The 14,657-nt window shown below is 63.3% G+C and carries 12 protein-coding genes; 5 read left to right on the forward strand and 7 right to left on the reverse strand.

Annotated elements, in window-relative coordinates:
• Positions 1–82: 82 nt before the first annotated feature.
• The 3 genes from IGW03_RS16835 to IGW03_RS16845 all read left to right on the forward strand — a co-directional run bounded on the left by IGW03_RS16835 (position 83) and on the right by IGW03_RS16845 (position 5,574).
• Positions 83–1,462 carry a pyridoxal phosphate-dependent decarboxylase family protein gene (locus tag IGW03_RS16835; RefSeq protein ID WP_194723713.1) on the forward strand — a complete coding sequence of 460 codons (1,380 nt, stop codon included), beginning with the start codon at positions 83–85 and terminating at the stop codon, positions 1,460–1,462.
• Between the two features lie 94 nt (positions 1,463–1,556).
• Positions 1,557–3,545: a sigma-54-dependent Fis family transcriptional regulator gene (locus IGW03_RS16840; RefSeq protein WP_194723714.1), complete on the forward strand. Its 1,989-nt coding sequence runs from the start codon at positions 1,557–1,559 to the stop codon at positions 3,543–3,545.
• Between the two features lie 235 nt (positions 3,546–3,780).
• A complete protein-coding gene (locus IGW03_RS16845) occupies positions 3,781–5,574 on the forward strand; it encodes an NAD(P)/FAD-dependent oxidoreductase (protein ID WP_194723715.1) in 1,794 nt (597 codons plus the stop codon).
• A 131-nt stretch (positions 5,575–5,705) separates the two neighbouring features.
• Here the strand turns inward: IGW03_RS16845 and IGW03_RS16850 are convergent, their stop codons facing one another.
• The 4 genes from IGW03_RS16850 to IGW03_RS16865 form a co-directional block, all read right to left on the reverse strand.
• Positions 5,706–6,923 carry an alpha-hydroxy acid oxidase gene (locus IGW03_RS16850; RefSeq protein ID WP_194723716.1) on the reverse strand — a complete coding sequence of 406 codons (1,218 nt, stop codon included), beginning with the start codon at positions 6,921–6,923 and terminating at the stop codon, positions 5,706–5,708.
• Positions 6,924–6,945: 22 nt separating this feature from the next.
• On the reverse strand, positions 6,946–7,917 hold the full coding sequence (locus IGW03_RS16855; RefSeq protein ID WP_194723717.1) for a Bug family tripartite tricarboxylate transporter substrate binding protein: 972 nt from the start codon (positions 7,915–7,917) through the stop codon (positions 6,946–6,948).
• Between the two features lie 64 nt (positions 7,918–7,981).
• The gene (locus IGW03_RS16860) at positions 7,982–9,205 is read right to left on the reverse strand and encodes a CaiB/BaiF CoA transferase family protein (protein ID WP_194723745.1); all 1,224 of its coding nucleotides are present in this window, start codon (positions 9,203–9,205) and stop codon (positions 7,982–7,984) included.
• Positions 9,206–9,209: 4 nt separating this feature from the next.
• Positions 9,210–9,989, reverse strand: a complete 780-nt coding sequence (locus tag IGW03_RS16865; protein ID WP_194723718.1) for an enoyl-CoA hydratase-related protein — start codon at positions 9,987–9,989, stop codon at positions 9,210–9,212.
• A gap of 167 nt (positions 9,990–10,156) precedes the next feature.
• On the opposite strand from IGW03_RS16865, the gene IGW03_RS16870 reads away from it, so the two are divergent.
• Positions 10,157–11,089, forward strand: a complete 933-nt coding sequence (locus IGW03_RS16870) for a LysR substrate-binding domain-containing protein (protein WP_194723719.1) — start codon at positions 10,157–10,159, stop codon at positions 11,087–11,089.
• Positions 11,090–11,103: 14 nt separating this feature from the next.
• Here IGW03_RS16870 and IGW03_RS16875 read toward each other — a convergent pair whose 3' ends face one another.
• Both IGW03_RS16875 and lhpH read right to left on the reverse strand, forming a co-directional pair.
• Positions 11,104–12,018 (reverse strand): delta(1)-pyrroline-2-carboxylate reductase family protein, encoded by a 915-nt coding sequence (locus tag IGW03_RS16875; protein ID WP_194723720.1) that lies wholly within the window; start codon positions 12,016–12,018, stop codon positions 11,104–11,106.
• A gap of 16 nt (positions 12,019–12,034) precedes the next feature.
• The gene (gene lhpH, locus IGW03_RS16880; RefSeq protein WP_194723721.1) at positions 12,035–13,045 is read right to left on the reverse strand and encodes a trans-3-hydroxy-L-proline dehydratase; all 1,011 of its coding nucleotides are present in this window, start codon (positions 13,043–13,045) and stop codon (positions 12,035–12,037) included.
• A 178-nt stretch (positions 13,046–13,223) separates the two neighbouring features.
• On the opposite strand from lhpH, the gene IGW03_RS16885 reads away from it, so the two are divergent.
• The gene (locus IGW03_RS16885) at positions 13,224–13,955 is read left to right on the forward strand and encodes a FadR/GntR family transcriptional regulator (RefSeq protein WP_194723722.1); all 732 of its coding nucleotides are present in this window, start codon (positions 13,224–13,226) and stop codon (positions 13,953–13,955) included.
• Between the two features lie 183 nt (positions 13,956–14,138).
• Here the strand turns inward: IGW03_RS16885 and IGW03_RS16890 are convergent.
• Positions 14,139–14,657, reverse strand: a 519-nt coding sequence (locus IGW03_RS16890; protein ID WP_194723723.1) for an ABC transporter ATP-binding protein, incomplete at its 5' end; no start/stop codon positions are given.

Below are 14,657 nucleotides of genomic sequence, written 5' to 3' on the forward strand. Positions count from 1 at the left end.
GCCATCGTTAGCCGACTTCTACTGCCGGCAATCCAGCCTGCGCGTGGCCCTTGACCGGGAACGACTCATCCGGGAGGTTTGCATGAGGCAACTACTGGCGGCAACTTCAGAGCGCGCCATCTCCTATCTCGAACAACTTGAAAACCGTGCCGTGGCGCCGTCCGAAGCAGCGGTACAGAGGCTGGCCGAGTTTGACATCCCCTTTCCCGAGCACCCCGTCAGCCCGGAGCTGACGCTGCGGCAACTGGACGAAGCCGGCTCGCCGGCAACCATGGCCATGGCGGGGCCGCGATTTTTCGGTTTCGTCATCGGCGGAACGCTTCCCGCCGCGCTCGCGGCTAGCTGGCTTGCCACTGCATGGGACCAGAACAGTGCACTGTACAACGTCACGCCTGCGACCGCGGCCATCGAGCAAGTTGCCTTGCGCTGGCTGCTCGACGTGCTCAGGCTGCCGGCCGATAGCGGCGGAGCATTCGTCACGGGAACCACCGTCGCGCATTTCAGCGCGCTGTCGGCGGCACGGCATGCGCTGCTGGCCAAAGAGGGCTGGAACGTGGAGGCGGACGGTTTGTTCGGCGCGCCTCCGCTGGAAGTGATCGTGAGCGAAGAAGCGCATCCCACGCTGCTGAAGGCGCTGGCCATGCTGGGCCTGGGCCGCAACCGCGTCGTGAAAATTCCGGTCGACGGCAACGGGGCCGTGCGGCTCGATCGCCTGCCTCCGCTGACGTCGCGGTCCATCGTCTGCGTGCAGGCGGGCAACGTCAATACCGGTGCCTTCGACCCGGCCGGAGCGGTCTGCGAGCGCGCACGGGACGCTGAGGCGTGGGTGCATGTCGACGGCGCATTCGGCCTGTGGGCCTCCGCCGCGCCCTCCCTCGCGCAGCTAGCGCGGGGAATCGAACTTGCCGATTCCTGGGCAACCGATTGCCACAAGTGGCTCAACGTGCCTTACGACTGCGGCGTCGCCTTCGTGCGCGACCAGCACGCGTTACGGGCGGCCATGGCCATCACCGCAGAATATCTGCCCACCGCCAGCGCACACCGCAATCCGGCCGACTTCACGCCCGAGCTTTCCAGGCGGGCGCGCGGCGTCGAGGTGTGGGCGGCATTGCATTCCCTTGGCCGCACCGGCCTGGCCGACATGATCGAGCGCACCTGCCGCCATGCGCGTCGGTTCGCCGACGCGTTGCGGGCGGCCGGCTGCAAGATTCTGAACGAGGTGGTGCTCAACCAGGTGTTGGTATCGTTCGGCAATGCGGAAACCACGATGCGCATCATCGACGACATTCAGAAAGACGGAACATGCTGGTGCGGCGGAACGGTATGGCAGGGACATACCGCGATGCGGATCAGCGTGGTGTCGTGGGCCACCACCGATTCGGATGTGGAGCGCAGCATCGATACCATTCTGCGAATTGCGCGCAGTCATCAAGCCATACGCGCCATACGCGCAGGCCTATGATGCAGCCCCGTGATCGGGTATCCTATTTCCAGACTCATGTTGTACACCTGTCAATAAAGCACGGCGGCCATGCGGAAGCTGCCAGGAGACAAGCATGCAGCATCACCAGCGGGAACATATTGCCACCGTGATGCAGGTCGCCGACCAGGGCGCGGCGTCGCCGTCTGCACGGCATCATGATGAAATCATCCGCAGCTCATGGCTGCGTTGCGTCAATGAACACCGGCTCGATCCGGCGCGCATGCAGGAGGCGGTGATCCTGCCGAGCGAGCTCATACGCGAGCACCAGGAGCAGATGGATGATTTCCTGCATATCGCCCGCCATGGGCTGGAAACGCTGTACCAGCAGGTGGCTGGAATGGGCTATGTGGTGCTGCTGACCGATGCGCGCGGCGTGACGGTGGACTTCCTGGGCGACCTCCAGCTCGACCACAGCCTGCGCCGCGCCGGGCTCTATCTCGGCGCGGACTGGAGCGAGCAGCATGCGGGCACCTGCGGCGTGGGTACCTGCATCAGCACAGGTCAAGCCCTCACCGTGCATCAGGACGATCATTTCGATGCCACGCACATTCCGCTCACCTGCACCAGCGCGCCCATCTATGGCGCGCATGGGGAGCTGAATGCGGTGCTGGACATTTCCGCGCTGAGTTCGCCGCAGCCCAAGCAAAGCCAGCATCTTGCGCTGCAGCTGGTGAAGATGGTCGCACACCAGATCGAGAATGCGCATTTCCTTCACCGTTACCGGCGCGAATGGATACTGCGCCTCTCGACTGCACCCCAGTTTCTCGACGTGAACCCGGAATACCTGCTGGCGGTGGATGCCGGCGGCAGGATCATCGGGCACAACCGGCGCGCCGAGCTGCTGTTCCAGGCCCGCGCCCGGCCATTGACGGGATGCATGTTCGACAGCCTGTTCAATGTCTCCTTCAGCGAACTCGGACGCTTCGTCAGCGCGCAGGCGCCCGATCAGCGTGCGGTCACCGTTGCCGGCAATAAACACGTTCTGTTCCTGCAGGCTGCTCCTCCGCCCGTACGCTGGCCGGCGTCCGGCGCGTCCGGCGTATCTGGCACGCTGCGCACTGCAGCGGCGTTACCGGCCCCGCTCGCGGCGCTCTCCGGCGGCGATCCCCAGCTCGACCGGCAGATCGAACGGGTATCGCGGCTGGTCAATTCTCCGGTAAGCCTGCTCGTCACCGGGGAAACCGGCACCGGCAAGGAATTTTTCGCCAAGGCCATTCACCGGAGCAGCGAACGGCGCGGTGGTCCCTTCATCGCCGTCAACTGCGCCGCGATTCCGGAAAGCCTGATCGAAAGCGAATTGTTCGGCTATCTGCCGGGCAGTTTTTCCGGAGCCGCCGCGAAGGGCAAGCGCGGCCTGATCGCGGAAGCCGACGGCGGCACACTGTTCCTGGACGAGATCGGCGACATGCCGCGGCCCCTGCAGGCGCGCCTGCTGCGGGTGCTGGCGGAAAAGGAAGTGCTGCCGATCGGCGCGGCGCGTCCGGTCGAAGTCAATATCCGCGTCATCGCGGCCACGCACTGCGACTTGAAAACCCTGGTCCAGGAGGGGCGCTTCCGAGACGACTTGTATTACCGGCTGAACGGAGCGCACATCACCCTGCCGCCGCTGCGCGAGCGGCAGGACCTGAGACACATGATGGAGCAGATGCTGCGGCAGCACGCAAAACAGCATGGCGTGCGCACTTCGCCGGCGCTGACTCCCGAAGCCGAGTCGCTGATGCTGCAGCACGGCTGGCCCGGCAACCTGCGCGAACTGCACAACGTAATCCAGTATGCGGCCACGGTCTGCGCCCATGGGGTGATCCAGCCCGAGGATCTCCCTGACAGCTTCATCGACAGCCTATGCCGGGAGCCGCAGTCGGGCATGACTCCGATACCTGCCGCTGCGGCACCGCGCACGGCGAAGTCGGGCCCTGAAGCCGAAGCGCTGATCCGGATCTTGCGCGGCTGCCGCTGGAACATCACGGCTGCGGCCGAGGAAATGGGTATCGCAAGAATGACCCTGTACCGGCGCATGAAGCGCCTCGGTATCGTCACGCCCAATCACGTCGACAAGGTGTAACTCTCCCTGACACGCCCGACAGGCTTCCCTGTTACAGGCGTAACACCCAGGCCGTGACACCTGTCACCCCCGTGTACCGACGTTCACGTCCGTTTTAACGGCAACCTGGAATATTCTCCAGTCTTTTCAAAGACTTGCATCTTTCCGTCTCTCCCAAAAGGCTCTGGCACGCCGCTTGCGAAAGCATGTACACCGGCAAGACCGGACATCACTACCTTGATTGGAGAGAGACAAAATGGAAAACACCCCCTCGATGCAGGCAGCCGGATGGCTGGAGCACTTCGATGCCGCGCTGAAGCAGCAGGACATCGATGCCGCCCTCGCGCTGTTCCAGGACGACTGCTACTGGCGCGACCTCGTCACGTTCACCTGGAACATCAAGACGCTGGAAGGCAAGGACGACATCCGCGCCATGCTGCATGCCACCTTGGCGAAGACCGCGCCGTCGAACTGGAAACTGGAGGAGCAGGCAAGCGAAGCGGACGGCGTGGTCGAAGCCTGGCTGACCTTCGAGACGGAAGTCGCGCGCGGGCGCGGACATCTCCGTCTGAAGAACGGCAAGGCATGGACGCTACTGACGACCATGGCCGAACTCAAGGGTCATGAAGAGAAGAAGGGACCGAACCGCATCAAGGGCGCGGAGCATGGCGTGCACAGGAACCGCCAGAGCTGGCTGGAAAAGCGCAGGCAGGAAGAAGCCGAACTGGGGTACACCAGGCAGCCCTACTGCGTGATCATTGGCGGCGGCCAGGGCGGCATCGGTCTGGGTGCCCGCCTCAAGCGCCTGGGCGTGCCGACGCTGATCATCGAACGCAACGAGCGCGCCGGCGATTCCTGGCGCAACCGCTACAAGTCGCTGTGCCTGCACGATCCGGTCTGGTATGACCACATGCCTTACCTGCCCTTCCCCGACGACTGGCCGGTCTTTACGCCGAAAGACAAGGTCGGCGACTGGCTGGAGATGTACACCAAGGTCATGGAACTGAATTACTGGAGCAAGACCGAAGCCCTGAACGCACGCTTCGACGAGGACAGAAAGGAATGGGAAGTCACCGTGAACCGCGACGGCGAACAGGTCGTGCTGCGTCCCAAGCAGCTGGTCTTCGCGCTGGGTGTCTCGGGCTTTCCGAATGTGCCGAAAGTGGAAGGGGCGGAAAACTTCAAGGGCATGCAGCATCATTCGAGCAAGCATCCGGGCGGGGAAGCCTTCAAGGGCAAGAAAGCCGTGGTGCTCGGTTCAAACAATTCCGCGCATGACATCTGCGCCGACCTGTGGGAGAACGGTGCCGACGTCACGATGATCCAGCGCTCCTCGACGCATATCGCGCCTTCGGATTCGCTGATGGAACTGGCGCTGGGCGGGCTGTATTCCGAAGAGGCGCTGGCGAAAGGCATCACCACCGACAAGGCGGACCTGATCTTCGCATCCGTGCCCTACCGCATCATGCATTCCTTCCATATTCCCGTATACGAGGAAATGAAGAAGCGCGACGCCGATCTTTACCGGCGGCTGGAAGAAGCCGGCTTCATGCTCGACTTCGGCGACGACGGCTCCGGCCTGTTCATGAAATACCTGCGGCGCGGCTCCGGCTATTACATCGATGTGGGCGCATCGGAGCTGATCGCCAACGGCAGCATCAAGCTCAAGAGCCGGGTCAACATCAAGCGCATCAAGGAGCATTCGGTGGAGCTGACCGACGGCACCGAGCTGCCCGCCGACCTGCTGGTGTATGCGACCGGTTACGGTTCGATGAACGGCTGGGTCGCCAAACTGGTGTCGCCGGAAGTCGCGGACAAGGTCGGCAAATGCTGGGGACTCGGGTCGGACACCACCAAGGACCCGGGCCCGTGGGAAGGCGAACTGCGCAACATGTGGAAGCCGACCGCGCAGGAACAGATGTGGTTCCACGGCGGCAACCTGCACCAGTCACGCCACTACTCGCGCTACCTCTCGCTGCAGCTGAAGGCGCGCATGGAAGGCATCGAGACGCCGGTGTACGGTCAGGGCGAGGTGCATCACCTGCGTTGAGAGTGTTCTGTTGCAAGCAGCGTAGTTGCTGATCGGCGCGAAGGCTGATGAAAGACTTCGCGTCGGCCATCATTGCCGGTTTGCAGTTTCGCGGCGGTCCGCAGGTCGCTTGATTCCGGCAACAGCAGAAATCAGGCAGCCGACATTTGCCTTTCCGGCACAGCAGCGCTTCGATAAACGTCGTTGTGAAGATTGTGATCGTCCCAGGCTTTTCCTGCGAGCTGGCCTACTGTCGGCGATCCGGTCAGTGCCATCGCGCGGCTCAGGTCTTCCGCCAGAATGCGCAGCGCATGCCGCGCGCCCTTCTCTCCCCCTGCCGCAAGACCATAGAGCGTAGGCCGGCCGAGCTGCACCGCGTCGGCGCCGAGCGCGAGCGCCTTGGCCGCATCGGCTCCATGCCGGAAGCCGCTGTCGATCAGCATGGTCAGCGGCTTGCCCGGGATGGCATCGACCAGGCGCGGCAGCACTTCGATGGTGGAATGCGATCCATCGAGCTGGCGTCCGCCATGGTTTGATACCACGACGCCGTCGACTCCGCAGGCATGCGCGCGGCGCATATGCTGCACCGACGACACGCCCTTGAGCACCAGCGGCCCTTGCCATTCGCTGCGCAGCCATGCGACATCATCCCAGCTCACCGACATGCTGATCTGCTGCTGCATCACTTCGGCGATCGTGGCGCCGCGCGCAACGTTGCCAACAAAATCGGCGAACAGCCTCAGCGTCGGCGCGCCGGTTCGCAGCATCCGGCATGCCCATGCCGGATGCATGGCGGTGTCGATGAAGTTTTTCAGCGTCCAGCGAAAAGGCAGGGAGAAGCCGTTGCGGATGTCGCGCGCGCGCCTTCCGGCAATGGGCGTATCGACAGTCACCTGCAGCACGGTGAAACCGGCGGCGCGCACGCTGTCGAGCAGGCGCCGCACGAGGCTGCGGTCCTTGAACAGGTAGAGCTGGAACCAGCGCAGGTTTCCTGCGGCATCTCGCACATCTTCAAGCTTTTCGGTGGCCGCTGTGCTCATCACGAAGGGGATGTTCTCCGCTTTTGCCGCGCGTGCAAGGCAAAGATCGCCGTGCGGCCAGTAAGCCCCGTTCAGCCCGGTCGGGCCGATGATGAAGGGCATTGCGATCTCGCTGCCGAACAGCCGCGTCTTCAACTCCACCTTCGAGACATCGACCAAGATTTCAGGCTGCAGCAGAAAGCGGTCGAAGCCGTCGCGATTGCGTTGCGCGGTCGCTTCCGCTCCGGAAGCGCCGTCGATATAGTCGAACACCATCCTCGGCAGCTTGCGTGCCGCGATGTTCCTCAGGTCGGCGATGCTGGCCGCTTCGCGCAATGGCTTTGTAAACATGGCCGTTCCCTTTCCCCGAGCCTTACTCCGGCCGCAGGCCGGTGGTCTGCACCAGGGTCCGGGAAGCGGCATATTCTTCCGCCATCATTTTCTGGAACGCCGCCGGCGAACCGCCCACCGGCGATGTGCCCTGCTGCTCCAGCTTGGCCCTGATCGCCGGGTCGGCCAAGACCTTGTCCGTCTCCGCATTCAGGCGGGCAACGATCGCCTCCGGCGTGCCCTTCGGCACCAGCAGACCGAGCCAGGTCATGTGGCTGTAGCCGGGATAGCCGCTCTCCGCAACGGTCGGCACATCGGGCAGGCTGGGCCAGCGGTTCGGCGAGGTGACCGCCAGCGCCTTGATCTTGTCCGCCTTGATGTGCGGCATCGCGGCTGCGAGCGTCGAGCTGACCAGGGGAATCTGTCCGCCTATCACGTCCGACAGCGACGGGCCCGACCCCTTGTACGGCACATGCACCAGCTTGAGCTGCGCGGTGCGGGTGAAGGTTTCCATTGCGATATGGCTGGGCAGGCCGACGCCCGGACTGCCGAAGGCCACGCTGTCGGGCTTTGCCTTTGCGGCTGCGGTCATTTCCTTCAGGCTCTTGAACGGCGCATTCTGCGCCGCGACGAACACCGACGGACCGCGCGTCAGCTCGATGACGGGCTGGAAGTCGTCTAGCTTATAGGGCGGCTTGGCATAAAGGGAAACATTGAGCGTATGGTTATTGCCGGTCAGCAGAACGGTATAACCGTCGGGCGCCGAGCGGGCAACCGCCTCGGTGGCGATATTGCCTCCGCCGCCGCCCTTGTTCTCGATGATCACTGTCTGTCCGAGCGCACGGATGAGCCGCTCGCCCACCATGCGGGCGATGGCGTCGGCGCTGCCGCCCGGCGATGACGGCACGACGATGCGGATCGGCTTTTCGGGATACTCGGCGCGGGCATGGACCGCCGCCGAAAAGGCGACGATGGCCGCGACGGCATGCAGTGCGAATGTGATCGGCTTGCTCATGAGGGTCTCCTGTCTCTTCTCTTGTAAGGTTCGGTGCAGCGGCGATGGAATTTTTGCCCGGCACTTATGCGGCAACGGTCGCAGCGTACACGGCCTGCAGTTCCGCAAGCCGTTCGATGTCCGGCTCGGCATAGCCGAGTTCGGCAAGAACTTCGTGGGTGTGCTGGCCGTAAAGCGGAGCGCCGCGCGACGTGACGCCGCTGCCGCCGGAAAACTTGATCGGGCAGCCGAGCGCCGACACATTGCCCGCCACCGGATGCTCGACCTGCACGATCATGTCGCGCGCCTTCACCTGCGGGTCGGCCAGTACCTGGGTCATGGTCTTGACCGGTCCGGCCGGCACGCCGGCGCGCTCGAAGGCTTCCACCCAGGCTTCGGTGGCACGCTGCTTCAGCACCGAGGACATTATTTCCACGAGCTGGTCCCGGTGGGACATGCGCGCGCCGTTGCTGGCGAAGCGGCTGTCTTCCAGCAGCGAAGGCATCTCCAGCACGATGGCGATCCTTTCCCAGTTGGCCTGGCTGATCGCGCCGATGTTGATCCATCCATCCTGCGTCGGGAAGGCCTGGTAAGGCGCGGCCACGGGGTGGGCCGAGCCCATCGGTTCGGCCGATCTGCCGGTGGCAAAGGCCATTGCCGCGGGCCAGTAGGTATGCACCAGCGAGGCTTCGAGCAGCGAGGTATCGACGAACTGGCCGCGGCCGGTGCGCAGGCGCTCGATATAGGCGGCCAGCACGCCGGTCGCCGCGAGGATGCCGGCGGTGACGTCGCCGACCGGCACGCCGACCTTGACCGGCGGCCGTCCCGGGCCTTCGCCGGTCAGCCCCATTAGGCCCGACATGCCCTGCGAAATCAGGTCATAGCCTGCGCGGCCGGCATAGGGGCCGCTGGTGCCGAAGCCGGTGATCTTGCAGTACACCAGGCCGGGATTGATCTGGTTCAGCGCGGCATAGCCAAGACCCATCTTTTCCATGGTGCCGGGACGGTAGTTCTCGATCACCACATCGGCCTGGCCGACCAGCCGCTTGACCACTTCCACGCCTTCCGGCGTCTTCAGGTTGACGGCGATGCCGCGCTTGTTGCGGTTCAGGATCATGAACGATGCTGACTCGCCGTTGATTTCCGGCGGCGTGGTGCGGCGGGTATCGTCTCCTCCCGGCAGCTTTTCCACCTTGATCACGTCGGCGCCCATGTCGGCCATGAGGAGTCCGCCGACCGGACCGGCCATCACATGCGCCAGTTCGACGACGCGCACACCGGACAGCGGCCCTTTTGAAGGTCTGTTCATCATGTCATTTTCCCTTGAATTGGGGCGTTTCCTTGTTGAGGAAAGCCTGGTAGCCGATTCGGTAGTCTTCGGTATCGAAGCAGGCATAGCCTTCCGCGATGTCTTCCTCGCCGAGCGGAGTGCCCTGGCGCAGGCGCTCGACAAACTTTTTGTGCCATTTGGCCGAGAGCGGCGCGCCGGCGCAGATGCGTGCGACCGTGGCGGCGACTTCCTGCTCGAAGTCGGCATTGGCGACGAGACGGTTCACCAGGCCTTTCCGCTGCGCTTCCTGGGCATCGAGCACGCGCCCTTCGAGCAGCAGTTCCAGCGCCACGTTGGGGCCGGCAAGCCGCACCAGACCCTCCAGTTCGGCGTAGGCAAGCGTCGCCCCCAGGCGGGCGATCGGAATGCCGAAGCGGCTGTCTTCGCTGCAGATGCGCATGTCGCAGAAGGCGGCCAGTTCCAGGCCGCCGCCCACGCAGGCGCCCTGGATCGCAGCCAGCGTCGGTACCCTGCAGTCGCGCACCGCATGCATCGCCCGGTGGCCATGGCGGGCAAAAGCGATCGCCTGCTCCTTGCTTGCACGTATCTGTTCAAACTCGTCGATGTCTGCACCGCTGCCGAAGGCCTTGCCGCCTTCCCCGCGCAGTACGATGCAGCGCAGCCGCTGGTCGCCAGACAGCTCCTGGATGACGTCGCCCATCCGGATCCACATTGCCTGGCTCATGGCATTGCGTTTCGAAGCGTTGTTGATGGTCACTGTCGCGACATGCTGCTCGCGGGTGATCGTAATGTCTCCAGCCATGAATGTTCGCTCCTGTATTTCTCATGAATGGATGCAGTGTAGAAGCGAGTCTGGCCAAGGGGGAAATACGGATTTAAACTGCCGCCATAAGCAAAAGCTTCACCCCCCGCGAACGCCGTCGGACCGGGTCGGTTACACTTTCCCACCCTCAATTCTTTGGAAACGCGATGCAACTGCGACAGCTGGCCTATTTGGTGCGCATCATCGAGATGGGCAGTGTCTCGCGCGCTTCCCAGGTGCTGCACGTGGCGCAGCCGGCGCTGAGCCAGCAGATCAATCAGCTGGAGGAGGAACTGGGTGTTCAGCTGCTGCACCGGTCGGTGCGCGGCGTCACGCCTACCGATGCCGGTCTGGCCGTCTATCGGCAGGCGCAGCTGATCCTCAAGCAGGTGGAAGCGACCCGCCTGATCGCCGCCGAGGCCGACGCCGGCCCTGCCGGCACGGTCTCCATCGGCCTGCCATGGACGGTGGCGTCGCTGCTGGGCCTGCCGCTGCTGCGCGAAGTCCGCGCCACATTGAAAGCGGTGCGCCTTGAAATCGTGGAGGGGCCGAGTTCGGTATTGGGGTTGCTGCTGGCCGAAGGCAAGATCGAGCTGGCGGTACTGTTCGACAGCGCAGCCACCAGCGGGCTGATCGTCAGGCCGGTGCTCAGCGAGCCGCTGCTGTTCGTCGGACCGCCCGGCAGCCTTGCGGGCAAGTCAAGCATGACGCTGGAGGAGACGGCAGGATTTCCGCTGCTGCTGATGAGCCGGCCGAACGGTATCCGGGAGATGATAGAACAGCGATTCGCCGCCGTCGGGTGCAAGCCCAACATTGCCGCGCAGATCAATGCGCCCGCACTTCTCATCGATGCGGTCAGGGCGGAACTCGGCTATTCGATACTGCCGGCTTGCGGCCTGGAAGAACCGATACGGCGAGGAGAGGTTGATGCCATCGAACTCGAGGACGGCAGCCTGCGCAGGACGGTTTCCATCTGCACGTCACGGCTGTTCACCGCCTCGCGCGCCGCCGAGCATGTTCATGCGATCGTGCACCGCCTGATGCGCACGGCGGTGGAGGAATGGCGCTGGAGCGCAAGCCTGCTGGACAGCGCTTCCTGAAGCGCTGTCCCGGCTCATTGCCCGATCGCCACTCTGGCTGCGGCCAAGTCCCATGCCGCCTGGCCTACCGTCTTGAAAACGGGAACCGCTGTGGGATGCGGCACTCTGCCGGACAGCAGGTCGCCGATCGCTGAGACGCCGCTCCAATCGACTTTTGCCTGAAGCAGGTCGCCGGCCTCGTGCCTTGCGCCATTCAAGTCATCGACAATGATCTGCCGGGCATGCAGCAGCTCCGGCGGGAATTCCGCCATGTTGGGCTTGAATGCACCGACACCGACGGCCAGCGTATCGGGCGATATCTTCGACGGGATCACCGGAACGGTCGCGGTGGTCAGCGCGATGATCACGTCGGTGTCGGGAACCTCTTGCTTGAGCGATTCGGCGGTCAATACCTGCGCATCAAGCTGGCCATGCCGCGCCGACAGCGACGACGCGAAAGATTGGGCATTCTCGCGGGTCGAGCCGGCGATGATGAATGTCGACACACCGAAATACTCGACAAGCGCATCGGCATGGGCTGCGGCCTGCGTGCCGGTGCCGATGATCAGCGCCGAAGCCGGCTTTCGCCGAGCCAGTGTGTCTATACCCAGCAGCGTCATCGCAGCGGTCCTGCGCGCGGTGACGGTGGGCCCGTCCAGCAGGGCGAGCCTGCGGCCGGTCGCCGTCTCGAAGACGATGACTTCGCCCTGAATGGCCGGCAGCTTGTGCCGCGCATTGCCGCCATGAACGGTGATCAGCTTGGTGGCGCTGATGTCACGCCCGATTGCCGGCATGCTGAGCAATACGCTGGCCGCGTCGATGGTGACCACTTGGCGCTCCGGCGCGACGATGGTCCCGGCTGCCAGCTCTTTGGCAGCTTCGGCAACGGCGGGAACGAGCCTGGAATAAGGAAGTGCCTGGGCCGTCTGGTCCCGGTCAAAAATTTGCATGAGCTTGGTTACCTGATTACCTGAAGAAGAAGCCTGTGGGGAACGGGTCGGAATCCTCCAGCACCCACTGGTTGAAACCGCTGATGTGCGCGGTGCCCTTCACTTCCGTGACGGCTGCATCGAGATCTCCCACCTTTGCCGATTCCGTAACGCGTACGGTAAAGCTGCTGCCGACGATACTGCCGTTTACGTAATCCTGATTCAGCGGAAGCGTCCCGCGCAGATAGAGCTGCGCGGCGCGGCCCGACGTGCCGGTTCCGGTCGGAGAACGGTCCACCTCCCGGTCCGCGAAAATGCAGACATTCGACTGATCGACACCGTCCCGGTTGGGTGCGCCGTCGATGATGGTTCCATACAGTTCGTTCAGGCCCGGCTCCAGCGGATGCCGGATCTGGACCTTGGCTTTCACGGCAGCCTTGGTTTCTGCGCCGAGCTGGATCAGCGACCGAACCAGTTCGGGGCGGATTTCCAAGCCGGCCTGCTTGCCGTTGATGTAATAGTAGAACGCCCCGCCGAAGACGATATCGCCGGTGATGCGGCCGAAGGACGGCGTGTCCACTTCCACATCCCGCATGAAGATGAATGCGGGGACGTTCCTGAAGGTGACTGCGCCGGCGCGCACGCCATCCCATTCGACATGGGCTTCGATGAAACCCGCCGGCGAGTCGAAACCGATGCGGGTCGTCGGACTTTGTCTTTCGACATAGCCCATCTCCACCAGCACCTTGCCCAGCGCGATGATGCCGTGGCCGCACATGTCGCTGTAGCCTTCGTTGTGGATGAAGATCACGCCGAAGTCCGCCTCGGGCGTGGTGGGCGGCAGCAGGTAGGCGCCGTACATGTCGGCATGGCCGCGCGGTTCGTTCATCAGGAAGCAGCGCAGGTCGTCGCGGTTCTCCTTGAGCCAGGCGCGCTTTTCAAGAATGGTCTTGCCCGGCACCGGCGGCATGCCGGAAACGAGGATGCGCAGCGGCTCGCCGCCGGTATGCGCATCAATGGTCTGGATCGTGCGTTGGAAATTGAGCATTGTTCACTTCGCTTGTTTGGCCGGCTTATCCGCAGAGAAATCGGAAACCGGCGTCCTGTCATCATGCATCGCAGGCGGATTCCCTTGAATACGCAATTGAACGCATAAAAGGATTTACGCACTGCCACAACTGGTTTTAGTATAACCAGATTGGTATTAACTTTGAGCCAAACATTGTATGTTTTTCGACAGCACCCACAAACTTTCCGCTTCCCTGAAGGCGCCTCAGCTGTATGAACTGGTGGCGGACCGTCTGAAAAACCTGATTCTCGACGGAACTCATCCGCCGGGATCGCGCTTGCCGGCGGAACGCCACTTGGCGGCCACATTGGGCGTGGGCCGCGCCTCGGTGCGCGAAGCGATTGCGGAGCTGGTCAACCAGGGCGTCGTCCAGACCAGGCGCAATTCGGGAACCTATGTCCTGCCGCAGGCGATGGAAGTGATACGCGAGGCGAAGGCTGTCGCCAGCCCCGACACCAGCCCGCTGTCGACCCTGGCTGCCAGGCTGGCGATCGAGCCGGTGATTGCTCAATTCGCAGCGGCGGTGGGCAAGCGTGATGCGGAACTGGAGCGCCTGCTGGACTTGATGGAATCGGTCAGCGACCTAACCGATCCGAAGCAGCGGCAGGAATGGAATGAACATGACCGGCGCTTTCATGAACGCCTTGCGCTGATGACAGCCAATCCCCTGATGATTGGCATAGCCGGCGTGATCGCAACCGCCGTGGACGAACCCTTGTGGCGCCAGCTGCGCGATACCGGCATCCATGACCCGGCACGTGCCCGGCTGTATGTGTACGAGCACCGCCTGATTTACGAGGCGATCGCCACCGGCAATCAGGAGGCGGCAGGCTTCTATGTCCGGCAGCATCTGGAGCGCGTTCGGAGAGACATGCTGGCCTTGGGTTGAGCGCTTTTCCTTAACTCAAAAGTTTCCAACAGCTTTCAAGACGCCCTGCCATCCGAAACGCCGCATCATGCCAATAAGAAAGGTTCCTCCTCTTTCAAGGACGGCCAGCAAGGTGGGAGGCCAGGCAAAGATCACACTGACAGGAAAAATGCGCGGCGAACTCGGCGCCGCGCACATGCCGGCTTACACTTCCAGCCACTCCTTGCGAATGGCCGCATTCGCGCGCAGATCGGCCGGCGTGCCCTCGAACACGATCGCGCCGTGCCCCATCACATACACCCGCTGCGAGATCTCCATCGCAATGGCCAGCTTCTGCTCCACCAGCAGCACCGAGATGCCCCGGTTCTTCAGCTCCATCAGGTACTCCCCCACCAGCTCCACGATCTTCGGCGCCAGGCCCTCGGTCGGCTCGTCGATCATGATCAGGTCAGGGTCGCCCATCAAGGTCCGACACAAGGTCAGCATCTGCTGCTCGCCGCCCGACAGGACCCCGGCAGGCGTATGCTGGCGCTCCTTCAGCCGCGGAAACATCTTGTACATGTCATTGAGGCTCCAGCGCGACTTCTTGCCCTTCTTCTCGCCCAGCACCAGATTCTGTTCCACGGAAAGCGTCGGAAACACGTCCCGGTTCTCCGGCACGTAGCCGAGCCCCTTGTGCGCGATCTCGAAGGCTTTCAAGCCTGTGATTTCCTGTCCCTTGAA

This window comes from Noviherbaspirillum malthae (genome assembly GCF_015352985.1).
GTDB lineage: Bacteria > Pseudomonadota > Gammaproteobacteria > Burkholderiales > Burkholderiaceae_D > Noviherbaspirillum > Noviherbaspirillum malthae.